Origin of the sequence: Albirhodobacter sp. R86504 (assembly GCF_042466415.1) — a bacterium.
Classification (GTDB): domain Bacteria; phylum Pseudomonadota; class Alphaproteobacteria; order Rhodobacterales; family Rhodobacteraceae; genus Albirhodobacter.
Genome location: NZ_JAXHCH010000002.1, coordinates 1,844,954 through 1,869,956 on the forward strand (window position 1 = coordinate 1,844,954; position 25,003 = coordinate 1,869,956).

Below are 25,003 nucleotides of genomic sequence, written 5' to 3' on the forward strand. Positions count from 1 at the left end.
GTCTTAAGGGCCGCCAAGCCTCAAAAACAAACCCCCGCCATTTCTGACGGGGGAAGGCTTTAGCTATCCATTTTAAGCGCCGAGATGAAGGCAGTTTGAGGAATTTCAACTTTCCCGAACTGGCGCATCTTTTTCTTACCAGCCTTCTGTTTTTCCAGAAGTTTCTTCTTCCGCGTCGCATCGCCGCCGTAGCATTTCGCAGTCACGTCCTTGCGCATCGCAGAGAGCGTTTCACGGGCAATCACGCGCGCGCCAATCGCGGCCTGAATAGGAATTTTAAACATATGGCGCGGGATCAGCTCTTTGAGTTTCTCTACCATCGCGCGTCCGCGTGTCTCGGCGCGGTCGCGGTGCACCATGATAGACAGGGCGTCAACCGGCTCGTCATTCACCAGAATCGACATCTTCACCAGATGATCCTCGCGATACTCCGAGATCTGGTAATCGAAGGACGCATAGCCCTTTGTCACTGATTTCAAACGATCATAGAAATCGAATACGACCTCCGCCAACGGCAAGTCATAGACTACCATCGCACGTGCACCGGCATAGGTCAGATCAAGCTGGATGCCGCGGCGATCTTGGCAAAGCTTCAAAACATCACCGAGATACTCGTCGGGCACCATGATCGTCGCTTTGATGCGCGGCTCTTTAATGTGATCAACGAGCGTCAGATCCGGCATATCGGCAGGGTTATGCAGATCGCGAACCTCGCCGTCTTTCATATGCAGCTTGAACACAACCGATGGCGCTGTGGTGATCAGGTCAAGATCGTATTCACGCTCAAGCCGATCGCGAATAACCTCAAGATGTAGCAGGCCAAGGAAACCGCACCGGAACCCGAAGCCAAGTGCGGCGGATGTTTCCATCTCGTAGCTGAACGATGCATCATTCAGCGCGAGCTTTTCAATAGCATCACGAAGCGGTTCGAAATCATTCGCGTCGACGGGGAACAATCCGCAGAAAACAACCGGTTGCGCCGGCTTAAACCCTGCGAGCGCCTTGTCGCAGCCTTTGCGCTCATGCGTAATCGTATCGCCCACGCGCGTGTCGCGCACCTGTTTGATCGACGCGGTAAACACCCCGATCTCACCCGGCCCCAATTCAGCGATATCGACCATGCGCGGCTTCAAGACAGAGAGCTTGTCGATGCCGTAGAGAGCACCGGTTTGCATCATCTTGATCTTGTCACCCTTTTTGACGACGCCTTCCATGACGCGGATCATGACCACAACGCCCAGATAGCTGTCATACCACGAATCGACCAGCATCGCCTTGAGCGGCGCATCCCGATCCCCCGTCGGCGCGGGCAAACGCGTCACGATAGCTTCCAGAACATCCGGAATCCCAAAGCCGGACTTCGCCGAGATCGGAATCGCGTCGGACGCGTCAATCCCGATGACATCCTCAATATTCGCGCGCACGGCGTCAACATCGGCGGCGGGAAGATCGACCTTGTTCAAGACCGGCACGATCTCATGGCCAGCATCGATCGCTTGATACACATTCGCCAAGGTCTGTGCCTCAACGCCTTGCGACGCATCAACCACCAACAAAGAACCCTCAACCGCGCGCATCGAGCGGGAGACCTCATAGGCGAAATCGACGTGACCGGGCGTGTCGATCAGGTTGAGAATATAGGTTTTGCCATCTTTTGCCGGATATTCGATCCGTACGGTGTTGGCTTTGATCGTGATCCCTCGCTCACGCTCGATATCCATGCTGTCGAGCATCTGCGATTTCATATCGCGTTCGGCTACGGTGCCGGTCAATTGAATGAGCCGGTCAGCGAGGGTGGATTTACCGTGGTCAATATGCGCCACGATGGAGAAATTGCGGATGAGATCGAGCTGGGTCATGGGGCGCGTATAGCGTGGAAAATAGGGGTCGGGAAGAGGGTTTGATGCGTCCAATGACTTTGTGCGTGGCCGTGAACGTGGGGCGAAGGCTGCACGGCGCGGTTTAGGGAGCCATGCGGATAAATTGGGCGTGCGAATCGTAGACGGGCGCCTACTGCGCGCCATGTGCTGCGCGCCCTGCGCGAACCCCGTCTCAGGCGGCCAGTCGTTTGATCGCATGGTCATCCTCGACGCATTGCCGATTGACCTTCCCCCCGCGCACCGCCACATCTGGACCATCTGATTTTGGAGAGAACCATGATCCTATCTGTGCCAAATATGACCTGCGGGCATTGCAAAAAAGCTGTAGAGGCGGCGATCGAGGAGGTCGGCGCACGGGCTCATGTTGATCTGGAGGAGCGCGAAGTTGAGGTCTCCGGCCTGCCGGAAGCGACCGTGCTGGCCGCATTGAAAGCGGCAGGGTATCCGGCCGAGCGCATCGAATAGTGAGCTACTCCCCATTTGTTGGACAGGATCTGGCGTAAATTAAGCTACTCTTTGCACCTGCTGATCGGGGTTGGTTGTTTTAATTCTCTGCCAATAGACCACGGCAGGTGGCCTGCCGCCAAGCGAGGAATGCGGTCGCTTGTGATTGTAGAACTCGATCCATTTTCTGATGCCTGCTTTCGCCTCCGATCCGGTTTCCCAAGCATGCGGGTAGACGCATTCATACTTCAGGGACCGCCACAGTCGTTCGACGAAGATGTTGTCAAGGAAGCGGCCCTTGCCATCCATTGAAATGCGGACATTTGAGCGGCTCAGTCGGTCTGTCCATGCAAACGATGTGAACTGTGAGCCTTGGTCGGTATTCATAATCTCAGGCGGGCCGAACTTGTGGATCGCTTCGTTCAACGCATCGACGCAAAACTCTGCCTCCAGCGTGTTTGAGATGCGCCAAGCCAGCACCTTGCGTGTGTGCCAGTCCATGATTGCCACAAGATACAAGAATCCGCGCCGCATTGGCAGATAGGTAATGTCGGCGCACCAGACTTGGTTGGGCCGATTTACCCGCAACCCACGCAGCAGGTAAGGATAAATCTTGTGCCCCTTTGCCGCCTTGCTGGTGTTCGGCTTCTGATAGATGGGCATGAGGCCCATCAGCCGCATAATGCGTCTGATCCGTTTCTCGTTTACGACGTGATCCTCATTTCGCAGGTGCCAAGTCATCTGGCGCACGCCGTAAAACGGGGTTTCCAGGAACTGCTTATCAATCAGCCGCATCAGGTCGAGGTTCATTTCACTTTCGCCTTTCGGCTCATAATAGAACGAGGATCGAGAGATCGACAGCAACGCGCATTGCTTCCCAACAGACAGCCCAGGCAGATTGGGCTCAACCATCTTGCACCTCATTTGTCGGTCCAGGGTTTGAGCTTTCTTGCCAAAAAATCGTTGGCGACGGCCAACTCCCCAATCTTGGCGTGCAGGTCTTTGACCTGCTCTTCATCGACTTCCGGTGCCTTCCGGCCGCCACGCTCAAATACGCTAGACGCACCTTCAAGCAGAGCACGTTTCCATTGATGGATCATCGTGGGATGCACGCCGAACCGACTGGCCAGCTCGCTGACCGTCTCTTCGCCCTTCAGCGCTTCCAACGCTACCTTGGCTTTGAATTCTGGATGATGTTGCTTCCGTTTCGACATCGTCGATCTCCTTCGTGTTGAAGATCAACAGACAACAAATCGCAGCTTACGTCAGTGTCCTAATTTTAGGGGGTAGCTCAATAGAAAACGCATCCTTATTGCTTCGTGTCACCTTCTTCTCGGTCGGCAGGTTTTGGCCGAAGGCCTTATTTCGTTGAATTCTACGCTAGGATTCGATAGGGTTGAGAGAATAAAAAAGGGTCACACAAAACTTAGTAGACCCACAATCATGAGGCACGAGATGAAGAAATCGACAGTGATCGCCGCATTGGTTTGCGGCATGATGGTGGCGTCTAACGCGGCATTCGCAGGGGCAATCAGCAAGGCATGCCTAAAGGCTGACCGCCGCAGCGCGAGCAATTCGCTGTGCACCTGTATCCAACAAGTCGCAGACCAGAGCCTGTCGCGCTCTGATCAACGCCGCGCGGCGAAATTCTTTAAAGACCCGCACCAAGCACAAGAAATCCGTCAGTCGAGCAACCGGTCCGACGAGGCTTTCTGGCTGCGCTATAAAGCGTTTGGCGAGCGTGCCGGCGCGCTTTGCACGCAATAAACCAAGCGCTGCGAATTATCGGGTCGTCCGGCCAATCGCAGCAAGGAGCGCCTCCGCTCCTTGCTCGACAAGTGTCAGGCACCCATCGAAATCGCGCGTATAATAGGGATCGGGCACCTCATAAGGGCCTGCCCCGCCTCGCGCGCAATGATCGTCGAGAAACAAACGGATGCCTGCCCGCGCTCGGTTGGGACGCAGCGAGCGTGCGTTTGCGAGATTTTCTTGATCCATCGCGAGAATCAAATCGAATCGATTGAAGTCGGCGGCGGTGATCTGTCGCGCGCGTAGGGATGATAGATCGTACCCCCGTGCCAACGCCGCCCGCTGCATCGCACGATAGGGCGCCTCCCCCTCGTGCCAATTCGCCGTGCCTGCGCTATCAAGGGTCACATCCACTCCGCGCATCGCTGCAAGCCGCCGCGTCACGGCCTCTGCGGCAGGTGAACGGCAAATATTGCCAAGGCAAAGCATGAGAATACGTGTCATACGCACAGTTTATAAAAAGGCGGGCCGAGAATGAAGATCGTAATTTTGACAGGCGCAGGGATTTCTGCCGAAAGCGGATTGCAGACATTCCGCGCCGAAGACGGGCTTTGGGAAGGGCATCGCGTCGAAGATGTGGCCACCCCCGAAGCCTTTGAGCGTAGCCCTCGGACCGTCACCCGCTTTTACAATGCGCGCCGAATTGCCGCCGCGGAGGCGCAACCGAATGCCGCGCATTACGCATTGGCCCGATTGGCAGAGGACGGCGGGCACGAGGTTATCTTGATCACGCAAAACGTCGATGACCTGCACGAGCGCGCCGGGTTTGAGGGCGTGATTCATATGCATGGCTCGCTCGCGATGGCGCGGTGCTACGAATGCAACGTGCAATTTGATGCGCCAATGGAAATGGTCGTTGGGGATTGCTGCCCGGGGTGCGGCGCGCCAACGACGCGGCCCGATATCGTCTGGTTTGGTGAAATGCCCTATCAGATGGAAGAAATTTCCGATGCGCTCTCGACCGCTGATTTGTTCGTATCCATCGGGACAAGCGGGAATGTCTATCCTGCGGCTGGCTTTGTCGAATTTGCCACCCGCGCGGGCGCAGAGACATTGGAACTCAATCTCGAACCCTCATCGGGCGTCTTCGAGAACAGCCGCCAAGGCCCTGCAACTGTGCTCGTGCCCCAATGGGTCGAAGATTTACTCGCCTGACAGCAAAGCGCCGCGCCCTATGACAACAGAGGGCGCGGCGCAATATTCAACTCACAAGCCTTCAGGGCACAGCGGGCCTCAAGGCGCGGGGGCCCTCAAGGTTTGGAGGCGCTCAATGCTCGTGGGCGCTCTGGTCGTGACCTTCCATCTCGCCCTCAGGCATGTCGTGACCCGAGTGATCCATACCGGAGGGCGCCGCAGCCGCGTCACGCTTTAGATCCACCGGAATCTCCACCTCGACATCGCCCGCCTTCTCGAAGGTTAGGGTGACGGTGACGATCTTGTCTTGCTCAAAAGGTTCGGTCAGCCCCATGAACATCACGTGGTCACCACCGCGTGCAAGAAGATGCGTCTCGCCTGCCGGAATAGGGAAGCCCTCTTCGACATGCGTCATTTTCATCACGCCGTTCGCATCCGCGATATGGGTGTGCAGTTCCACCCGCTCGGCCGCGCTCGACTTTGCAGCAATCAAGCGATCCGCTTCGCCGTTGTTGGAGATTTCCATAAACGCTGCGCCCGATTTTGCCATTGGCGTCGAGGCCCGCGCATAAGCGTGCGAGACAGTAATTTCGGCGAAAGCGGGCATAGCGGCAAGAATCGCAACCGAGGCGACAAGTGTTTTTACGAACATATTCTTAATCCTTTGTTTGGGTTTGATCGGCACTCAAATCCAAACAGGCGGGCTTCGGGCACGCATCATAGGCCCATCCCGCGACACGATATAGGAAGGCTGCGCGAAGAAAGCGACAGATCCAATCGATTCGGGGCGGATCAGGGCGGGTGGCCAACTGTCCAAGGCAGCCATCATCCCCAAAACCATGTCGGGGCAAAGATGCGCGGCGCCGGTCGGACGGCCATTTGCATCGACCTGCAACGTGGTCACGCCGTAACCTGTGCAAACAACCACCTCACCCGCCACGCGCGCCTGACCACGCGCGACAGCCATTGTGAGACTGGTCATCGCTAGGCAAACCGCGAGGAAAATCGCAGTGAGATCGGCAAGACGGAGGCGTATCGGAAGCTTCATCCGCGTAGGTTACAAGGCCCCGCATGGATTAGAAAGAGCCTCTTCCGCGACACAATCGCCGCTAGGCAAACAAACTTACAAAAGAAAAAACCCCACTCAATAAAGAGCGGGGTTAAACTTTTGTTTCCACTGCCGAAGGCTCGGGAAAACTTGCGATTATGCAGCGGCTTCTTGAGCTTTTGCGATCGCTTTTTTGATTTTCAACGCAGCAGTCGACAGCTCGGTGTCTTTTGCTTTTGCGAGGTAAGCGTCGAGACCACCACGGTGATCGACCGAACGCAGACCAGCTGCCGAGATCCGGAGCTTGAACGACTGGCCCAGAGCTTCCGACATCAAGGTGACATCGTTCAGGTTTGGCAGGAAGCGGCGACGCGACTTGTTGTTCGCGTGGCTCACGTTATTGCCCGTCATCGGGCCCTTGCCGGTAAGTTCGCAAACGCGCGACATGGCTAATTCCTTCGTTTACTCGGGCGAACGCGCCCGACATCCATTGCATCTCAGGCGCCAAAAAAGGCGGCACCCCGAATTCTGTCTGGGCGAGATACGGTGAATGGGCCATGCAGTCAAGCGATTCATTGGGAAAAGTAGCGCGAGATTGCCAAAGAAAAATGACAGCGGCCCGCCTTCACCCTATCTGCCGCCGAAAGCGTCGTCAAATTACCTGACCGATACGTGCGGCACCGTCGTTCGACCCTGCAATTACGACTGCGCAGCGAAGGATCGCCGGCGCAGGGTGGCCACGATTCGCCTCGGCCGCGCGCTCAGGTCCGGCGGATCAAATCGAGCAGCGTTGCTGCCGCGGCGCTCGGGGCGCGTTCCCCTGCGGCGACGGATTGACCCAATTTCTCCATCTGGGCGCGAATCTCGGGGTCTTGCGTGAGCCGCGCGAGAACGCCTTCGCGCACCTCCGCTTCAAACCAGTGACGGTCTTGCGCGGCCCGGTTTTGCGCGAAATGCCCATGCGCGCGCCGCCATTGCGCCAGATCCGACATATCGGACCAAGCTTCCGCTAAGCCGACCCGGTCCATCGCAGAAACTGGCATCGCCTTCGGGAAGCCCGCAGGGTCTTGCGGCCGCTTGCGCAACAAATGCAGCGCCCCTGCATAATCCGCGACCGTGCGCAGCGCTGCGGATTTCAGATCGCCATCCGCTTTATTCACGAGGATCATATCGGCCATTTCCATGATGCCGCGCTTCACGCCTTGCAACTCATCCCCGCCTGCCGGAGCGAGGAGCAAAACGAACAGGTCCGTCATCTCAGCCACCAATGTCTCTGACTGACCAACCCCGACGGTCTCGATCAAAACAACATCAAAGCCCGCCGCCTCGACCAAAGCCACCGCCTCGCGCGTGCGCCGCGCAACCCCGCCCAGATGCGTCTGCGAAGGGGACGGGCGGATGAACGCCAAAGGATCACGCGATAGATGTTCCATCCGCGTCTTATCGCCGAGGATCGACCCTCCCGTGCGCGCAGAGGACGGATCAACGGCCAGCACAGCAACGCGCAGGCCCTGCCCTGTCAGCATCAAGCCGAAGCTCTCGATCAGGGTCGACTTGCCAACACCTGGCGTGCCCGAAAGCCCGATCCGCAGGGCAGGACGTTGCGTGCGAGGCTTGAGATAGGCGATCAGGTCTAGCGCTTGCGCGCGGTGATCGGCGCGCCGGCTCTCGACCAAAGTGATTGCACGGGCCAACGCGCGACGATCCCTTCGCAGCACACCGTCCGCCATCTCGAGAAGAGTCGGATCAAGCCCGTCATCACCCCCAATCGCAAAACGGTTATCCGACGGCGAAGCTCCGGCGTCGGTCGGGGAATTCGGGGGGCGGGGGTTCTCAGGCATCGGACCTCTCGCAGCAGAATATGACAAAACCGTCAGAGTTTGTGACAGTCCCACGGGTTACTTGCCCGTTCGGGACGGTGTATGTCTAGCCCTGACAGGCCCGCGATCCGGTCGCGGGCAGACAAACGGAGGCGAACATGCGGATATTTGCAGCAGGGCTGACGCTCGGGTTGGGCCTTGCGGTTGCGAGCGCACCAGCGCTAGCCGACCAAACCGACAGAGCAACCTTCGGCCTCTCGTTACGCGGAATTTCGGCGGGAACTTTGACGGTGAACGGGTCCATCACCGGCGGCAAATACCAAGCGGAAGGAGTTTTCCAAAGCGCGGGCATCGTCGGCGCCCTACGCAAAATCCGGTATGACGCGCGCTCGAATGGCACGTATCGCAATGGCAAGTTTGTGCCGGCGGTATATTGGGAAAAAGCAGATACGCCGAAACGTCAATCCGAGGTGACGATGGGCTATCGTGGCGGGGTTCCGCAGGGTCTGACTTTTGATCCACCCAAGGAGGCCGACGGCAAGATAAAACTGTCGTCGCAAGGCGGCACTTATGATCCGCTGACCGCGCTTTATGCGGTGTTGCGCGACGTGCCCGCCGAGGCCGCGTGCAAGACTGCCTTCAATACCTTCGACGGTAAGCGGGCCGCGCGCGTTACCCTAACCAACCCGACAGCCGCCGGCGATACTGTGACCTGCAACGGTGAATACCGCCGCGTTGCAGGGTTTTCTGCGAATGATATGGCCGAGAAAACCAGCTTTCCATTTGCACTCAGCTATAAAAAAGCCGCGAACGGGATGATGCGGGTTGAGGAAATTTCTCTTGATACGGTCTATGGCAAAGGCGCGCTGAAACGGCGATAAGAGGCCATGCGCCTTCCGATCGACGATATTATTCCCGCGTTCAAGGCCCGCCTCGCTGAGGCGGGCTGTGTTGTCTTGATGGCCCCTCCAGGCGCGGGAAAAACCACACGCGTGCCGCTTGCCCTGCTCGATCAGATCGCGGGCAAAATCGTCATGCTGGAACCGAGGCGCCTCGCGGCCCGCACAGCCGCGGACCGGATGGCACAGACCTTGGGCGAACAGGTTGGCGCGACCGTTGGCTACCGCATTCGGGGTGAGGCGAAAGTCTCCTCCCAGACGCGGATTGAGGTCGTGACCGAGGGTATCTTGACGCGGATGATGCAATCCGATCCCGAACTCACGGGGATAGGTTGCGTGATCTTCGATGAATTTCACGAGCGATCGCTGAACGCCGATCTGGGCCTCGCGCTGGTCTGGGAGGCCCGGCAAGCCCTTCGCGAGGATCTGGCCGTCGTCGTGATGTCTGCCACTTTGGACGCGGGACCCGTCGCGGCGCTCCTCAACGCACCGATCGTCACATCGCAAGGCCGCGCGTTCGACGTCGAGACGCGGTGGCTGCCACGGCCGCTCGACCCTAAAATCAGGATCGAGGCGGCGGTGGTCTCGGTGATCGAGGAAGCTTTGCGCACGGAGGCTGGCTCGGCCTTGGTATTTCTGCCCGGGGAGGGTGAAATCCGGCGGGTGGAGGCCGCGCTGAAAGGGCGTGTCCCCAACGACTGCGCGATCAGGCCTCTTTTCGGCGCGATGGATTTCGCCGCCCAGCGCGCCGCGATTGCCCCTTGTCAGACCGGTCGCAAAATCGTGCTGGCGACAGCAATCGCGGAGACCTCCCTGACAATCGAAGATGTGCGTATTGTGATCGACGCTGGCAAGGCGCGGCGGGCGCGGTTCGATCCGGCCTCCGGCATGGCACGGCTCGTAACAGAGCGCGTCTCGAAAGCAGAAGCAGAGCAGCGGCGCGGACGCGCGGGCCGTGTGGCAGAGGGCGTTTGCTACCGCATGTGGTCAAAGGGCGAGGAAGGGGGGATGCCTGCTTTCGCACCGCCCGAGATCGCAATCGCGGATCTGTCAGGTCTTGCGCTTGAACTTGCGCAATGGGGGGCCGCTGAAGGCGACCTCGCCTTCCTGACGCCCCCCCCTGCCCCCGCTATGGCAGAAGCGCGCGCATTGCTGAACAATCTGGGAGCTCTGAAATCAGGGCAGATCACCGCCCACGGGCGCGCCATCGCCCGACTGCCTCTGCATCCTCGCTTGGCACATATGATGATGCTGGCGGGGACACAAAGCGGTGCTCAAGCGGCGCGGCTGGCGGCTCTGCTTGCAGACCGCGATCCGCTCAGCGGCGCCCCGGCCGATCTCACGCTGCGATTGGCCGCGGTTGATACGCCACGCGAGTATGAGAACCGCCACCCTTGGCCAGCGCATCGCGGCACGGTAGAGCGCGTGCGCGAGGAGGCGCGGCGCTTGCAGCAAACCGTCCGAAAACTGGCAAACGAAGGCGATCGCTATTCCCCCGCCGAGCTTGCAGCACTGACGTATCCCGATCGTATCGGCCTGCGCCGCAAGGGCGATGCGCCGCGATACGTGCTGTCAGGGGGCAAGGGGGCCGTGTTGAGAGACGGTGATCCGCTCGGCTCGTCGCGCCTGATCGTCGCAACCGACCTTGACGGTGACACCCGCGAGGCGCGTGTAAGGCAGGGGATCTCGATTGCCGACGCCGAAGTCCGCCGCCTGTTTGGGCCACAAATTGCGTGGCACGATATGTGCGAATGGTCGAAGCGCGAAGGCCGCGTCATCGCCCGTAAACGTGAAATGCTGGGCGCGTTGGTGCTCGATGATCGCATCTGGCAAGACGCACCACGAGAAAGTATCGCTCGCGGCGCCCTCGACGGTTTACGGCTCATTGGCCTGCCTTTGTCACCGAGCGCAGAACGCTTTCGCGCCCGCGTCGACATTTTGCGCAACGACGGAATGGACATGCCCGATCTCTCAGATGGGGCTCTTCTGGCGGGCGAAGCGCTTCTCCCTTGGTTGGGGGGAAAGCGAACAGAGGCCGATTTGCGCGCCTTAGACCTCACAGAAGCACTGCGAGCGCAACTCACTTGGGACCAGATGCAAGAGCTCGACAGGCTCACGCCCTCACATTTCACCTCACCTGCGGGGCGCCGCCTGCCCATCGATTATAGCGGCGAGGCGCCCGCAATTGAGGCGCGCTTACCCGAGATGTACGGCGTCACAGAACACCCTACCGTTGGACCTAAACGCCATCCGCTGCGCCTGACATTGCTTTCCCCGGGGGGCAAGCCCGTGCAAGTCACGATGGATCTTCCCGGTTTTTGGGACGCCAGCTACGCAGAGGTCCGCAAGGAGATGCGTGGCAGGTATCCGCGCCATCCATGGCCCGAAAACCCCCGCGATGCAGACCCCACATTACGGGCAAAGCCCCGCGGGAGTTAGACCAGAAGGGGTTTCACCCCTCTTGGCTCCGCCAATTCACCCCAGGATATTTAGAGCATCCGGAAACAGTAAGTATTTATTAACCAGAATCACCCAAACTGATTACGCGGAACAGGCGGGGACGCCGATGGCCGTGCAAACGGAAGACGCGAACCCGCGCAGAGGCGCCAAGCCGCATCTGTGTAGGGCGACTGACTTACCCGCCCCTCTGCGGCCCGAGCCAGTCGCCCTTTCGCAAACTTTTTCAAAGCTCTCGCTTCCGGTTGCGAAAAATATCCCGGGGGTGAATTTCTCGCAGAAAAAGAGGGGGCAGGGCCCCCTCATAACGTCGCAATCCACGCGTTAGGTGATCAGGCAGCGTTACTTGCCCAAGCACCACCGCATAACAGCCTTCTGTGCGTGAAGGCGATTTTCAGCCTCGTCGAAAATCACAGAATGCGGCCCGTCCATCACCGCGCTGGTCGCCTCGTCGTTCCGGTGGGCAGGTAGACAGTGCATGAACAGCGCATCGGGTTTGGCCTGCGCCATCAAAGCCTCATTGACCTGATAGCCGCGCAGTTGGTTATGTCGGCGCTCCTTCGCGCTCTCAGGATCATGCATCGACACCCAAGTATCGGTCACGATGAGATCCGCCCCCTGAACAGCTTTCACCGGATCACGCTCAATCTCAATGTTAGAGCCCTTCGACCGCGCAAGCTCGATCCACTCTGCCTCGGGGTCGAGTTGTTTCGGGCCTGTAAAGGTTACATCGAACCCAAGCTGCCCCGCCGCGTGCAAGAAAGAGGCGCACACGTTGTTGCCATCGCCGGACCACACGACTTTCTTGCCTTTAATCGGGCCGCGATGCTCCTCGTAGGTCATAATATCGGCCATGATCTGACACGGGTGGGTGCGGTTGGTAAGACCGTTGATGACCGGAACGCTTGCATATTCCGCCATCTCCAAGAGGGTTTCCTCCTCGAATGTCCGGATCATGATCAAATCCACGTAACGCGACAAAACGCGGGCCGTGTCGGCAATGGTCTCACCGTGACCCAATTGCATATCCGACCCCGAGAGCACCATCGTCTGGCCCCCAAGTTGCCTTACACCTACGTCAAACGAAACGCGCGTACGCGTCGAAGGCTTCTCGAAAATCAAGGCAACCATCTGGCCTTTCAGCGGCTGATCGGCATCCAAAGTCCCCTTCGGCAAACCGTTGCGCGCGTCCTTCATCTGGCGCGCCATATCGAGCATGGCGCGAAGGTCATCGGGCGCTGTTGTATGAATATCGAGGAAATGGTTCATCGTATTGGCTTTCAAGTCAGATCGGCACGCGGCGATTTCTACGCCTTAATACCGTATTGCAAAGGGGTCACACGCTTACGTTCGCGGCGGCCTTGTCGAGACGATTGACGGCCTCGGTGAGATCTTCATCGGGAATATTCAACGCGGGCAGCAGGCGCAGCGTATTATCCGCAGCAGGCACCGTGAGCAGGTTTTGCGCATAGGCGGCCTTCACCACGGCGGCGACGTCGGCTTTGCATTTGATGCCCAGCATCAGCCCCTGCCCGCGCACGGCCTCAAACACATCGGGATGCGCCGCAATCAAGCCTTCCAGCTTTTGCCGCAGCAAGGCAGCTTTGCGTAAAACCTCGTCAAGGAACTGCGGCGCACTCACGATCTCCATCACCTTTGCCCCAACAGCGCAGCCAAGCGGGTTGCCACCATACGTCGAACCATGGGTGCCAGCCACCATACCAGAGGCCGCATCCTCGGTCGCAAGCACGGCGCCCAGCGGGAAGCCGCCGCCGATGCCTTTTGCGACCATCATGATATCGGGGGTGACCCCCGCCCATTCATGCGCGAACAAACGCCCCGTCCGGGCCACGCCGCACTGGACTTCATCAAAGATGAGCAAGGGTCCCGTCTCATCGCACAGCTCGCGAAGGCCCTTCAGGCACTGATCGGGAACAACGCGAATACCGCCCTCACCCTGAATAGGTTCAATCCAGATCGCAGCGGTCTTTTCAGACACCGCCGCCCGAAGCGCGTCATGATCGCCCCACTTCACCTGTTTGAACCCAGGCATCAAGGGGCCAAACCCCTTGACCATTTTCTCGGAGCCGGCAGCCGCAATCGCGGCGGTCGACCGGCCGTGGAAAGCGCCCTCGAAAGTGATGAACTCCACGCGCTCTGGGTGGCCTTTATCGTACCAGAATTTCCGCGCCATTTTCACGGCAAGCTCAGCGGTTTCGGTTCCCGAGTTTGTGAAGAAAACCGTATCCGCAAAAGTCTGCGCGACAAGCATGGACGCAAGCCGCTCTTGTTCGGGGATCTGGTAAAGGTTGGAAACATGCCACAGCTTGTTTGCTTGCTCTGTCAAGGCAGCGGTCAAAACAGGGTTTGCATGACCCAGAGCATTCACCGCAATACCCGCCCCAAGATCGAGATATCGGCTCCCGTCCGATGCCGTAAGCCAGCTCCCCTCGCCTTTCACAAACGAAAGCGGGGCGCGATTATAGGTCGGCAAGACGGGGGCAATCATGGTGTGCTCCATAAAATTGAGAGGCCAATGGGTGCAACAGGGCACGGGGCGCTGTCAACGATTGGCTGGGCCTTTGGCCCGAATTTCGGTGTTTTGTGGAAATTTGTGGCGCAAGGCCACGGCAGATCATGCGTCAGGCGCGTGTGCGCTGGCGTCGGGTACGTCGGGACTGGGTGGCCTGAGTGATCATCCCGCAGACTTAAGGCCCGCCGCCGCCCTCTGTCAAAGGAAAACTCGCGCGAAACATCGACCTCGCGAGCGGGGCTTCGCAGCCCCCGCCCGTCAAGGCTTCATCCGGTACCCCGTGCGCAGCCAGTTCCAGCACAATCCCAGCACAATGAGCGTGAACGCCGCGATCACCATGAGCCCTTGCCCGATCGGCGCATCCGACGCCCCGATCATCCCGAATCGGGCGCCATCAATGAGATAGAAAACCGGGTTCCAATGCGTAAGCGTCTGGAACAGGGGCGGTAGAACATCCGTCGAATAGAATGTGCCCGACAAAAACGAGAGTGGCGTGACGATGAAATTGGTTATCGCGGCCATTTGATCAAATTTATTGGCATAAATCGCGGCGGCGATCCCAAGCCCCCCCAAAAGCAGCGCCCCCATAAACACGTAGATCATCAGCAAAACCGGATGCGCGGGCCAATGACCGATCGCAAGCCCGATCCCCGCCGCGATGACGACAGCCACGGCCAGCGCCCGCGCGGAGGCGCCCGCCAGATAGCCAGCCAATGTCTCGAACGGCGAGAGCGGTGGCATCAGCGTATCGACAATATTTCCCTGAACTTTCGCAATAATAATGGAGGAAGACGTATTGGCGAAGGCATTCTGGATCACCGTCATCATCAATATGCCCGGCGCGAGGAAGGCGAGATAGGGAACGCCCATCACCGGCGCGCGATCCCGCCCGAAGGCCAGTGCAAACACCGTGAGAAACAAGCCCGCAGTAATCAACGGCGCAAGGAGCGTTTGCTGCCAAACGGAGATAAATCGCATTGTTTCGCGGCGTGCCAAAGTTCGCATCCCGAGCCAATTCACACGCCCGAAGCGGCGCTCCCCCAGCCCGCGGAGGGTGCCGATCGACGGTTCGTGCGGTTCAACGCGCGCGCTTGTGGGAGTTTTCGGGAGATTACGCGTCTCAATCTGTGACATCTTGGGCTCCTGCGGGCGTCTGCCCTTGATTTCGCTCAGGGCCGCTTGTATCTCATCGCGTCCCCCGAATAGAATAGGGGGAAGCGAATTTTGTCCGGCGCCGAGCGCGTCGAGGAAGGGAAGCCGATGTCGTGGACCGATGAACGCGTCGAGACCTTGAAAAAAATGTGGTCTGAGGGGCAATCCGCCAGCCAGATCGCCAAGGAGCTTGGTGGGGTAACGCGCAATGCCGTGATCGGGAAGGTCCATCGCTTGGGCCTGTCAAACCGCGCCGGGGGCGCAGCCGAACCTACAGCTGCGCCGGAGCCCAAGCCGGTCAAGGCTGAGGCCAAGCCAGAGGTGAAAGCGCCCGCGCCCGCCGCCGCCGCGGCGCCTGCGGCGGCCACCCCGCGCGCAGAGCCAAAACCAGCGGCCCCGAAACCCGTCGCGCCGGAGCCTCGCACAGAATCAGCAACGCCCCCCGCATCAAACCGCAGGGCGATCATTCCTGCGGGGCAGCCTTTGCCGCCGCAGCCTTCCGCGAATGAAATCAGCCCTGAGGCTTTGGCCTCGGTGCGCGAAGTTGAGAAGAAGGCCCGCAAGATCTCGTTGATGGATCTCACGGAACGGACCTGCAAATGGCCCATCGGTGACCCCGCGACGGAACAGTTCTGGTTCTGCGGCCTGCCCGCGCAACAGGGGAAACCCTATTGCGACGCGCATGTTGGGGTGGCGTTCCAGCCGATGTCCGCGCGGCGTGACCGCAAACGATAATGGCTTAGGTTAAGCCTCAAAGTCATTTCCGAAAGGCGCGAGAAGCTCTCGCGCCTTTTTTCGTGCCCGCCAGCGCGGCGACCGTGAGCGCGTTCTCGGTATGCAACGGCGAAAGCGCTGGCGGCGAAACAGGCTCCGCCCCTTGGCAAACTGCCGCATCTGACATCTTCCCGCGCGGGCCTTGCGCGTGTATAGGCGGGGGATGAGCCAGAATCCTCCCTCCCTCCGCCCCGATCTCGCGCCAAAAGCGCGATTTGATGAAGTCGCACGCCCGGGTCAGCCGACCATCGGGATGGTGTCCTTGGGGTGCCCGAAGGCGCTCGTGGATTCCGAGCGGATTTTGACGCGGCTGCGCGCCGAGGGCTACGCAATTTCACCCGAGTATCAGGGCGCGGATGCGGTCATCGTCAATACGTGCGGGTTCCTCGACTCCGCGAAGGCGGAAAGCCTTGAGGCCATCGGGGAGGCGCTGGCGGAAAATGGCAAGGTGATCGTCACCGGTTGTTTGGGCGCAGAGCCCGAATACATCACCGGCGTGCATCCGAAAGTTCTCGCCGTGACTGGCCCGCAGCAATACGAGCAGGTTCTGGATGCGGTGCACGGCGCCGTTCCGCCCTCACCCAACCCGTATATCGATCTTCTTCCGGCGACGGGCGTGAGCTTGACGCCGCGGCATTACAGCTATCTGAAGATTTCGGAAGGCTGCAACCACAAATGTAAATTCTGCATTATTCCCGACATGCGCGGGAAGCTCGCCAGCAGGCCGGTGCATGCTGTGCTGCGCGAAGCGGAAAAGCTGGTGGATGCGGGTGTGCGCGAATTGCTCGTGATTTCACAAGACACCTCCGCCTACGGGGTTGATCGCAAGCACGACACAAGCCCTTGGCATGGCCGTGAGGTCCGCGCACATATTACCGATTTGGCTAAGGAACTGGGCCTCTTGGCCGAGGATCTTTGGGTCCGCCTGCATTATGTATACCCCTATCCGCATGTGCGCGATCTGGTGCCATTGATGGCGGAGGGCTTGATCCTTCCCTATCTCGATATTCCGTTCCAACACGCCCATCCCGATGTGCTCAAGCGCATGGCACGGCCCGCAGCTGCGGCAAAGACGTTGGACGAAATTGCCGCGTGGCGTGCGGATTGTCCGGATATCGTCCTGCGTTCGACGTTTATTGTCGGCTACCCGGGCGAGACCGAGGCGGAGTTCCAGACGCTTCTGGATTGGCTTGATGAGGCCCAACTCGACCGCGTCGGTTGCTTTAAATATGAGAATGTGGACGGCGCGCGATCGAACAGCTTGCCTGATCACGTCCCCGAGGAGGTCAAGCAGGACCGCTGGGACCGCTTCATGGAGAAAGCCCAAGCGATTTCCGAATTGAAGCTGGCGGCGAAGGTCGGCACGATCCAACAAGTGATCGTGGATGAGGTCGACGAGCAAGGCGCGACCTGCCGCACCAAGGCCGATGCGCCGGAGATCGATGGCAATCTGTTCATCGACGAGGATTTCGAGGATCTGCGCCCCGGCGATATGGTTACAGTCGAAGTGGAAGAAGCGTCCGAATACGATCTTTGGGGGCGGATTATCGCTTAATCCCCTGCGCAGCGAGCACACCACTTGGTTTGTTTACCTTTCGCCCTTAGACTGAGGCACCAACACTGAAAGGCGTGTCATGTTGAAACTCACTTGCGCGGCGTTTATCGCTATTTTCGTGGCTGGCGCGGCGCAATCGGCGAGCTGTGACCTCTCGACGCAGATGGCCGCAGCGATGGCGCAAGAGGTCAACCAGCAGCGCGCCGCGCAAGGTCTGCGCCCGCTGCAAACTGACAGCAAACTCACCGCCGCTGCGCAAGCGCATGGCTGTGATATGGCACGTCGCGGCTATTTCTCACATACCGGTGCGGATGGATCCAGCGCCGGTGCCCGCGTCAAAAAGACAGGCTACCGCGCTTGCCTGTCAGCCGAGAATATCTCCTACGGCTGGCCCGACACAGGGCGCGCGATGCAAGATCTGATGAACAGTAAGGGTCACCGCGCGAATATCTTGCACAAGAAAGCGCGTGCTTTAGGCGTTGCGGTGATCCCCAAGCAAGGCACGGCAGGGCCTTGGTATGTCCAGGTTTTCGCGGCGCCCTGTTAACGGCGCGACGATCAACGCGATCAGATCAAGCCCTCGGTGTCGATATGGATTGGCGCCCCACAATGCTTGCAATGCACCGCATCGGCATCATGCAGCACCAATCCACAGGTCTCGCATTCTTCGCGGATTTTGATCGGCCTGAACATCACCTGCGCGAGGCGCAAAAAAAGCGTCACGCCAAAGATCATAATCGCCACAGACAACATCCGCCCCCATGTGCCTTGCAACGTAATGTCACCAAAACCTGTGGTGGTAAGGGTCGTCACAGTGAAATAAAGCGCGTCCGCATAATTGCCGATATCGGGGTTCGTGCGATATTGGGTCGCGTAGATAAGTCCGGTCATCACGAACAGGAATACGATCAAATTGATGCCGGCGATCATCACCTCCTCATGCTTGCGGAAGAACGGGAAGTCTTTCCGCATCCGCGACATGAGTTGATAAGTATGTAGAAGCCGCAGCGTTCGCAAAACCCGAAGGAAGCCCAATCCCTCCCCCGTAATCGGCGCGAGGAACGAGACCATCGCGACAAGATCCGCAATCGTTGCAGGCCGCGTCCAGAACCGGACCTTATGCGACGAAATGGCGAAGCGCGCGGCAAAATCCGCGACAATCACCACGCCGATAACCGCGTCAAGCCCCTCAATCAGGGCGCTGCGCTCCAAAAACGACGTGACGATCACAAACGCGATCGTCACGAGATCAAACGCGAGCAGCGCATAACGGAACCGATGCGCTCGCGCAGTATTGGCGTGGTAAAGTGTTCTGAGCGAAACAATCATTGCTGGCGGCTCCCGTTGGGCGCTCGAGATCTACCGCAGCACCGCCAACAAGGAAAGCCTGCGTCATTCTACCACCCCGTTTGCATGGCGCTCCAAAGAAATCCCGTCTACGTCCCCCCGACAGGGGCTTGATTTCAGAGTCGATTTGCGCCATATAGAGCGAGCTAACCGCTACATTTCGACGATCTGTCTCCTCTTGGCTTCAGTTTTCGATTTCGACGTGACTGAGCCGGGCTGCTGCAATAGTGCAGGCAGCATATTAAAAGGAGACTACACGATGGCTAAGGGCACCGTGAAATGGTTCAACACCACCAAAGGTTTCGGCTTCATTGCACCGGAAACCGGCGGCAAAGACATCTTCGTTCACATCTCGGCTGTTGAGCGCGCAGGCATCCGCCAGCTCAACGACGGCCAAGCCGTGACTTACGATCTCGAAGCAGGCCGTGACGGCCGCGAGTCGGCAACGAACCTCGCACTCGCATAAGCGAAGCGTAAGGTTTGTTCTGACCGTTGGGGAGGCCATAGTGCTTTCCGCTTCAGGTTGAACAGAAGGCGGTCCCTCGGGGCCGCCTTTTTTATTTGGCGTACTGCGGCGATGAATCCACTGTCACGCGATGCGCCCCTCTTGATACGCAAAAAAGAGGCGACCCGTTGCCGGGCCGCCTCAGTCTCAGGGAGGTCGTAAAGACGTATCGCTAAGCGATTAGATTAGCTGTCCGAGCCGCGACGATCTGCTGCGATCGCGGTCAGTTCGGTCAAGGTGTAGTCGTTCGGGTTCACGCGAAGCTGTGCTGCAAGCTGTGCTTTACCTGCGTTGTTCGAACCGGTGTCCGACGAACCGAAATCGGCTTTGTAGTTCTGGTCGATGAGACCGAAGCCATCTTCTTGACGCTCAGATTTGATCTGGGTGAGCTGAGCCAAAGTGTAGTCAGCCGAATTCACGCCAAGCTGTGCTGCAAGCTGCTCTTTACCAGCGTTGTAGCCGCCCGAAACCGAGGTATCTACGAGGCCAGGAGCATTGCGGTTGAGGGCGTAGCCGTCTTCTTCACGGTCGGTTTTCAGCTTGGTGAGTTCCGACAAGGTGTATTCGGTTGGGCTAACGCCGAGCTGTGCTGCGAGCTGTGCTTGGCCAGCATTTACGGAAGCAGCATTTGCAGCGCCAGCGAGAAGGATAGCAGCGAGGGTCAAAGTGGTACGCATTGGTAGTCTCCTAAGGTTTATATGGTCCCAAGCCGTGGCGTTTGCCGGTGTCGCTTGGTGATGAGGAGGATTTAGGCCTGTGCGATGCGAGAGGCTAGCCTCATAAATGGCCCCCTCATTGTGCGCTGGTGCGGGGTTGAAAAACAAAAATTCACCCCGCATAGGTGCAATAATTGTTTATTGTCAGGCACTTATATGAATACGGCGAAATCTGATATTCGGTCAAAACAGGCGTAAATCCCGTTGAACTAATTTTAGGCATTCAGATGTTTGTGAACGGATTATGACGTTCGCGTGAGCAGTGTAACGGAACGTGTAACTCGCTACGTATATGTCTAATGGGCCTTGTTCATGGGGCCGGAAAATCGCGTCATCTGGGGATTTTTTCGCGGGTCTCTCGGACCAACCGGGGAAGAAACCGACTCACTTCAGACGGCGAAACCGAACTTGATTCTCTCCAAGGACACGTATCGCGATCTCGAGACGCGATCTTCCCCTGCGCGCGGAGCACAGAAATGCCCGCTTGGGCGCTCTATGACGCTCGCGCAGATATTGATGCGCGTCAATCCTCGATCAGCGCCCTATACCAATGCCTCGACGGAACCCCCAAACGCGTGCCCCAGCGAAGAACCCGCGGCACCCGCCGTCACCCGCACAGGCGACGCCTTCCCCCTTCCCTCTCAACGTCATTTCCCCTACATAGACGCCAACATTCCCTTTCCTGCATGAGGTATCCCCATGGCGTCCTATCAGTATGTCTACCACATGGATGGTGTCTCGAAGACCTATCCCGGTGGCAAGAAATGTTTCGAGAACATTAAGCTCAACTTCCTCCCCGGCGTTAAGATCGGTGTCGTCGGCGTCAACGGCGCGGGTAAATCGACCCTGCTGAAGATCATGGCCGGCATGGATAAGGACTTCCAAGGCGAAGCTTGGGCCGCGAAAGGCGCGAAAGTCGGCTACCTCGCGCAAGAACCGCATCTCGACGACACCAAAACCGTGCGTGAGAACGTCATGGAAGGTGTAGCGGCCAAAACCGCAAAGCTCGAGCGCTACAACGAACTCGCGATGAACTACTCGGATGAGACAGCCGACGAGATGGCGCAGTTGCAAGACGAGATCGACGCCGAGAACCTTTGGGACATCGACAGCCAAGTGGATATCGCGCTGGAGGCCCTGCGCTGCCCGCCTGATGATGCGAATGTCGCGAACCTGTCGGGCGGTGAACGCCGCCGCGTCGCGCTTTGCAAGCTTTTGCTCGAAGCCCCCGACATGCTGCTCCTCGACGAACCGACCAACCACTTGGACGCCGAGACGATCGCATGGTTGCAGCAGCACTTGATTGACTACAAAGGCACCATCCTTTGCGTCACGCACGACCGTTACTTCCTCGACGAGATCACCTCGTGGATCTTGGAATTGGAACGCGGCCGCGGCATCCCCTATGAAGGCAACTACTCCTCGTGGCTTGAACAAAAAGCCAAGCGCATGGAGCAGGAAGCCCGCGAAGACAAATCCAAGCAGAAAGTGCTTGAGAAGGAACTCGAGTGGATCCGCGCCGGTGCGAAAGCCCGTCAGGCGAAATCCAAGGCGCGTATCTCTGCCTATGAGAAGCTGGCTGACGAGGGCGTTAAAGAGCGCGTCGGCAAAGCGCAGATCATCATTCCGAACGGCCCGCGTCTGGGTGGCAAGGTGATCGAGGTCGAGAACCTCAAGAAAGCGATGGGCGACAAGCTGCTGATCGAGAACCTGTCGTTCTCGATCCCGCCGGGTGCGATCATGGGCATCATCGGCCCCAACGGCGCAGGGAAATCAACTTTGTTCCGGATGATCGTCGGGGATGAGACGCCGGACGAAGGTTCGGTCACGCTCGGTGACACGGTGAAACTCGCGTTTGTGGATCAGTCGCGCGACGCTTTGGCGCCGGATGCAAACGTCTGGGAAGAGATTTCGGGCGGCGCAGAGATGATCGAGCTGGGCGATGCGCAAGTGAATTCGCGCGCCTATTGCGGCGCGTTCAACTTCAAAGGCGCGGATCAGCAGAAGAAGGTTGGCCTGCTGTCGGGCGGGGAGCGCAACCGTGTTCACATGGCGAAGCTGCTGAAATCCGGCGGCAACGTCTTGCTGCTCGATGAACCTACCAACGATCTGGACGTGGAAACCCTGCAAGCGCTGGAAGCGGCGATTGAAGATTTTGCCGGCTGCGCCGTCATCATCTCGCACGATCGCTTCTTCCTTGACCGGTTGTGTACCCATATTCTGGCGTTTGAAGGCGAGGCGCATGTCGAATTCTTTGAAGGCAACTTCGAGGAATACGAGGCCGACAAAATCCGCCGTCTGGGCATCGACGCCGCCCAGCCGAAACGTGTGAAGCATAAGAAGTTCACGCGCTGAACTAAGGGGAATAGTCTTGGGTAAAGGTCGGTCTGTTCGTCTCTATCTGGCCGAGGGTTCCGCAACGGGCATCCTCACGGCAGAAATTGTGAACTGGACCGGCCACACCCTCGCCGCGCCCCGCACGCGCCTTGACGCCGCCCTAAAACGCGACGAACTCAAACGCACCGGGGTCTATATCCTGTATGGCGACTCATCCGGCGGGGATCTCCCCGCCGTTTATATTGGCGAAGGCGATGATATCTCTGCCCGCCTGCGATCGCACGCTATCTCCGAAGACAAAGACTACTGGGATCGCTTCGTCGCCGTCACCAGCAAAGACATGAACCTCACAAAGGCGCATGTGAAATACCTCGAAGGGCGACTGATTTCGCTCCTCAAAGACGCACGCAAATGCGACCTTCGCAACAAGACCGAGCCAAGTTTTGACCGCCTGCCGGAAGCCGACATCTCCGACATGGAAAGTTTTTTGGAGGAATTGCAACTCATCCTCCCCGTCATCGGCGTGGAATTTTTACGCAAACCGCAAGTATCCCATTCTGCCCCGACAGCCCCAGAACAAGCCCAAGTCACTTTCATAGTGAGACATCACACGAAAGGGATCAACGCCCACGCGGTTGAGATCGACGGCGAATTCGTTGTGCTGGCTGGATCGACAGGCAGCCTCAACACCGCACCCTCCTTCAACGACAAACTCAAATTACTCCGCGATCAGGCCTTGGAGAGCGAACGCGCCGTGAAGATTGACGCCTCAACCTTCCGCCTGTTGCAAGATATCAGCTTCTCAAGCCCAAGCGCCGCCGCAGTGTTCCTTTTCGGAACCAGCCGAAATGGCCGCACCGACTGGCTAGTCGAGGGCCAGACAACGACATACGCCGCATGGCAGGATGCGAAAATCTCCGCCTCCTAGCTTCAACCTTTCGCAAATATCCCGGGGTGAATTGGCCGCAGGCCAAGAGGGGCAGCGCCCCTCACGCCTGATCAAACGCCCCTTCGCGGTACATTCCCTTCAACCCCTCCAGCGCGCCGTCTAAATCAGCGTTTTTGAGGAGGGCGTAATCCTCCAGCAGCGGCTTCAGGCTCGCGCCGCGCTCATTTAGGCCGTGCAGCACGAGCATTGTCGCCTCGGGGTCGGTGATTTGCGCACGGATCAGGTTGGTGTAAAGGCGCACATCCGCGCTTTGTGCAATTGCGGCACTGTCCACAAACCGCAGCATATTCACCAAAGTCCGGAAATAATGCCCCAAGTCGGGCTTATATCGCGCCGCAATTTCCGCATAGAGCGCCATCGGCTCGGCTCCGTCTTCATCCTCAAGCCGTGCGGTGAGCTCCCTCATAATCTCCTCGAACACATCCGCGCCCTTGATCACTCGCCCTTCCTGCGTGCGGATATCCAGATCCTCAACCAGATGCACAAAGAGATCGAGCAATTTGAAAAACGTGTTCTCGAACATCTGCCGGTTCAATCCGTCTTGCTGGATCTGCGTCAGGCGCTCTTGTTCCATCTGGATCGCACGCGAACGTTCCAATTCCTCGCGCGAAATTGCCACCTCGGCACGTTGCAGCAAGATCGCGTAGGCAACCCCCGCAAAGGCGAGACCGGAGAACAACGCGTTTGCCGCGCCGAACATATCGCCAAAGGTCCCGCGCTCGGGCTGTAGCTCGGCATACCACCAATTCAGGCCGAGGATCGCAAGGATGGCCGAAAACAGCAGGAGCAAAGCGAATGGAAAGGATTTCATGGGGGCACTCCGTTTGGCGCAGAATGACAAGGAACGAGAGCCGATGGAAGCGTCGTCGGAGCGGAGGGAACTTAGGTCGCCGTTGCGCGTTGATCTCGTGACATGCGGCGCGGCATGGCGTCTCGCCCAATGCAAAAACCCTTTGCGGATTTAGGAGATCACAATGAAAGGCATCATCGGCTGGCTCATCGGAATTCCTCTCCCGATCATCATCTTACTTTATCTGTTCGACGTCTTTTAAAACATCAAATTTGGCATACGCGGGTCTGGAGTCAGGCCCGCGCATGTCGTGTGATCTCACCGCTTCTTCACGAATTCCGTCAAGATAACGATGCGCTGCCCTTCAACGCGGCCCTCGATATGCCCCGCGTTTTCGGCAACGAGAGAAATGCCGCGCACCGCCGTGCCGCGTTTGGCCGTGAACCCGGCCCCTTTCACAGGCAGGTCCTTAATCAGTGTCACCGTGTCACCGGCGGCGAGAACAGTGCCGTTTGAATCTCGGTGAATGACACCCTCAACGGGGAGCCCAGCTTGGGCGCGCGCAAGGACCTCCGGCTCGAGCATCATGCCCTCACGCGCCTCGACTGCCCAAGCCGCATCAAGCCCACCGAGCTTGCGCCAAACGGCGATTTGAACTGCCTCAACCCCTGACCATACCGCGCCTTCCAAGCACCGCCAATGCGGATCGCCTGCCTCGGCAGTCCGGCACGTTGCGCAGATGAGGATCGCCTCCTCCGTGCCGCCCACATCAGAGAGCTCCAACCCCTCATCAGACCCGCAAAATTCGCAAACGCCACCTGAGCGCGCAAGAAGATCATCTAAAACAGCCATTT

The 25,003-nt window shown here is 58.6% G+C and carries 25 protein-coding genes; 11 read left to right on the forward strand and 14 right to left on the reverse strand.

Annotation, left to right across the window (positions count from 1 at the left end; genetic code table 11):
- Nucleotides 1-59 precede the first annotated feature (59 nt).
- Nucleotides 60-1,859: a translation elongation factor 4 gene (gene lepA, locus SJY32_RS10825; RefSeq protein WP_376874840.1), complete on the reverse strand. Its 1,800-nt coding sequence runs from the start codon at nt 1,857-1,859 to the stop codon at nt 60-62.
- A gap of 297 nt (nt 1,860-2,156) precedes the next feature.
- On the opposite strand from lepA, the gene SJY32_RS10830 reads away from it, so the two are divergent.
- Nucleotides 2,157-2,345, forward strand: coding sequence for a heavy-metal-associated domain-containing protein (locus SJY32_RS10830; RefSeq protein WP_376874843.1), 189 nt, complete (start codon nt 2,157-2,159; stop codon nt 2,343-2,345).
- Nucleotides 2,346-2,384: 39 nt separating this feature from the next.
- Here the strand turns inward: SJY32_RS10830 and SJY32_RS10835 are convergent.
- A protein-coding gene (locus SJY32_RS10835) for an IS3 family transposase (protein WP_376874846.1) occupies nt 2,385-3,538 on the reverse strand; the annotation gives its coding sequence in 2 pieces (ribosomal slippage) (nt 2,385-3,271 and nt 3,271-3,538; 1,155 coding nt in all).
- Nucleotides 3,539-3,779: 241 nt separating this feature from the next.
- On the opposite strand from SJY32_RS10835, the gene SJY32_RS10840 reads away from it, so the two are divergent.
- Complete coding sequence (locus tag SJY32_RS10840; protein WP_376874849.1) at nt 3,780-4,091, forward strand: hypothetical protein; 312 nt, start codon at nt 3,780-3,782, stop codon at nt 4,089-4,091.
- A gap of 15 nt (nt 4,092-4,106) precedes the next feature.
- Here SJY32_RS10840 and SJY32_RS10845 read toward each other — a convergent pair whose 3' ends face one another.
- Entirely contained in the window at nt 4,107-4,577 is a 471-nt protein-coding gene (locus SJY32_RS10845; protein WP_376874852.1) for a low molecular weight protein-tyrosine-phosphatase, read from the reverse strand.
- A gap of 30 nt (nt 4,578-4,607) precedes the next feature.
- Between SJY32_RS10845 and SJY32_RS10850 the strand changes: the two genes are divergently transcribed.
- Nucleotides 4,608-5,288 carry an NAD-dependent deacylase gene (locus SJY32_RS10850; protein WP_376874855.1) on the forward strand — a complete coding sequence of 227 codons (681 nt, stop codon included), beginning with the start codon at nt 4,608-4,610 and terminating at the stop codon, nt 5,286-5,288.
- Between the two features lie 112 nt (nt 5,289-5,400).
- Here the strand turns inward: SJY32_RS10850 and SJY32_RS10855 are convergent, their stop codons facing one another.
- The 4 genes from SJY32_RS10855 to meaB form a co-directional block, all read right to left on the reverse strand.
- Complete coding sequence (locus tag SJY32_RS10855) at nt 5,401-5,919, reverse strand: copper chaperone PCu(A)C (protein ID WP_376874858.1); 519 nt, start codon at nt 5,917-5,919, stop codon at nt 5,401-5,403.
- 33 nt (nt 5,920-5,952) lie between these two features.
- Complete coding sequence (locus tag SJY32_RS10860; RefSeq protein ID WP_376874861.1) at nt 5,953-6,249, reverse strand: hypothetical protein; 297 nt, start codon at nt 6,247-6,249, stop codon at nt 5,953-5,955.
- A 222-nt stretch (nt 6,250-6,471) separates the two neighbouring features.
- On the reverse strand, nt 6,472-6,762 hold the full coding sequence (gene rpmB, locus SJY32_RS10865) for a 50S ribosomal protein L28 (RefSeq protein WP_376874863.1): 291 nt from the start codon (nt 6,760-6,762) through the stop codon (nt 6,472-6,474).
- 314 nt (nt 6,763-7,076) lie between these two features.
- Complete coding sequence (gene meaB, locus SJY32_RS10870; protein ID WP_376877690.1) at nt 7,077-8,045, reverse strand: methylmalonyl Co-A mutase-associated GTPase MeaB; 969 nt, start codon at nt 8,043-8,045, stop codon at nt 7,077-7,079.
- Between the two features lie 248 nt (nt 8,046-8,293).
- Here meaB and SJY32_RS10875 point away from each other — a divergent pair, with 248 nt between their 5' ends.
- Nucleotides 8,294-9,016, forward strand: a complete 723-nt coding sequence (locus SJY32_RS10875; protein ID WP_376874866.1) for a DUF3108 domain-containing protein — start codon at nt 8,294-8,296, stop codon at nt 9,014-9,016.
- Between the two features lie 6 nt (nt 9,017-9,022).
- Nucleotides 9,023-11,473 carry an ATP-dependent helicase HrpB gene (gene hrpB / locus SJY32_RS10880; protein ID WP_376874869.1) on the forward strand — a complete coding sequence of 817 codons (2,451 nt, stop codon included), beginning with the start codon at nt 9,023-9,025 and terminating at the stop codon, nt 11,471-11,473.
- Nucleotides 11,474-11,833: 360 nt separating this feature from the next.
- On the opposite strand, the gene argF is transcribed toward hrpB, so the two are convergent.
- The 3 genes from argF to SJY32_RS10895 all read right to left on the reverse strand — a co-directional run bounded on the left by argF (nt 11,834) and on the right by SJY32_RS10895 (nt 15,029).
- Entirely contained in the window at nt 11,834-12,760 is a 927-nt protein-coding gene (gene argF, locus SJY32_RS10885; protein WP_376874872.1) for an ornithine carbamoyltransferase, read from the reverse strand.
- A 67-nt stretch (nt 12,761-12,827) separates the two neighbouring features.
- Nucleotides 12,828-14,000, reverse strand: a complete 1,173-nt coding sequence (locus tag SJY32_RS10890) for an aspartate aminotransferase family protein (RefSeq protein WP_376874876.1) — start codon at nt 13,998-14,000, stop codon at nt 12,828-12,830.
- A 282-nt stretch (nt 14,001-14,282) separates the two neighbouring features.
- Nucleotides 14,283-15,029: an ABC transporter permease gene (locus SJY32_RS10895; RefSeq protein ID WP_376877693.1), complete on the reverse strand. Its 747-nt coding sequence runs from the start codon at nt 15,027-15,029 to the stop codon at nt 14,283-14,285.
- Between the two features lie 255 nt (nt 15,030-15,284).
- Here SJY32_RS10895 and SJY32_RS10900 point away from each other — a divergent pair, with 255 nt between their 5' ends.
- The 3 genes from SJY32_RS10900 (at nt 15,285) to SJY32_RS10910 (ending at nt 18,052) form a co-directional block, all read left to right on the forward strand.
- The gene (locus tag SJY32_RS10900) at nt 15,285-15,911 is read left to right on the forward strand and encodes a GcrA family cell cycle regulator (RefSeq protein ID WP_376874878.1); all 627 of its coding nucleotides are present in this window, start codon (nt 15,285-15,287) and stop codon (nt 15,909-15,911) included.
- A 202-nt stretch (nt 15,912-16,113) separates the two neighbouring features.
- Nucleotides 16,114-17,505 carry a 30S ribosomal protein S12 methylthiotransferase RimO gene (gene rimO / locus SJY32_RS10905; RefSeq protein ID WP_376874881.1) on the forward strand — a complete coding sequence of 464 codons (1,392 nt, stop codon included), beginning with the start codon at nt 16,114-16,116 and terminating at the stop codon, nt 17,503-17,505.
- A 79-nt stretch (nt 17,506-17,584) separates the two neighbouring features.
- A complete protein-coding gene (locus tag SJY32_RS10910; RefSeq protein ID WP_376874884.1) occupies nt 17,585-18,052 on the forward strand; it encodes a CAP domain-containing protein in 468 nt (155 codons plus the stop codon).
- A gap of 20 nt (nt 18,053-18,072) precedes the next feature.
- Here SJY32_RS10910 and SJY32_RS10915 read toward each other — a convergent pair whose 3' ends face one another.
- The gene (locus SJY32_RS10915) at nt 18,073-18,834 is read right to left on the reverse strand and encodes an ion channel (protein ID WP_376874887.1); all 762 of its coding nucleotides are present in this window, start codon (nt 18,832-18,834) and stop codon (nt 18,073-18,075) included.
- Nucleotides 18,835-19,111: 277 nt separating this feature from the next.
- Between SJY32_RS10915 and SJY32_RS10920 the strand changes: the two genes are divergently transcribed.
- Nucleotides 19,112-19,318, forward strand: coding sequence for a cold-shock protein (locus SJY32_RS10920; RefSeq protein WP_376874890.1), 207 nt, complete (start codon nt 19,112-19,114; stop codon nt 19,316-19,318).
- Between the two features lie 224 nt (nt 19,319-19,542).
- Here the strand turns inward: SJY32_RS10920 and SJY32_RS10925 are convergent, their stop codons facing one another.
- Nucleotides 19,543-20,034 (reverse strand): hypothetical protein, encoded by a 492-nt coding sequence (locus SJY32_RS10925; protein ID WP_376874892.1) that lies wholly within the window; start codon nt 20,032-20,034, stop codon nt 19,543-19,545.
- Between the two features lie 738 nt (nt 20,035-20,772).
- On the opposite strand from SJY32_RS10925, the gene ettA reads away from it, so the two are divergent.
- Together ettA and SJY32_RS10935 are read left to right on the forward strand one after the other, a co-directional pair.
- Nucleotides 20,773-22,428: an energy-dependent translational throttle protein EttA gene (ettA, locus tag SJY32_RS10930; RefSeq protein ID WP_376874895.1), complete on the forward strand. Its 1,656-nt coding sequence runs from the start codon at nt 20,773-20,775 to the stop codon at nt 22,426-22,428.
- A 16-nt stretch (nt 22,429-22,444) separates the two neighbouring features.
- Nucleotides 22,445-23,338 carry a GIY-YIG nuclease family protein gene (locus SJY32_RS10935; RefSeq protein WP_376874898.1) on the forward strand — a complete coding sequence of 298 codons (894 nt, stop codon included), beginning with the start codon at nt 22,445-22,447 and terminating at the stop codon, nt 23,336-23,338.
- 61 nt (nt 23,339-23,399) lie between these two features.
- On the opposite strand, the gene SJY32_RS10940 is transcribed toward SJY32_RS10935, so the two are convergent.
- Both SJY32_RS10940 and SJY32_RS10945 read right to left on the reverse strand, forming a co-directional pair.
- Nucleotides 23,400-24,170: a putative phage abortive infection protein gene (locus tag SJY32_RS10940; protein ID WP_376874901.1), complete on the reverse strand. Its 771-nt coding sequence runs from the start codon at nt 24,168-24,170 to the stop codon at nt 23,400-23,402.
- A gap of 297 nt (nt 24,171-24,467) precedes the next feature.
- Nucleotides 24,468-25,001, reverse strand: coding sequence for a PhnA domain-containing protein (locus SJY32_RS10945; RefSeq protein WP_376874904.1), 534 nt, complete (start codon nt 24,999-25,001; stop codon nt 24,468-24,470).
- Between the last annotated feature and the right edge of the window lie 2 nt (nt 25,002-25,003).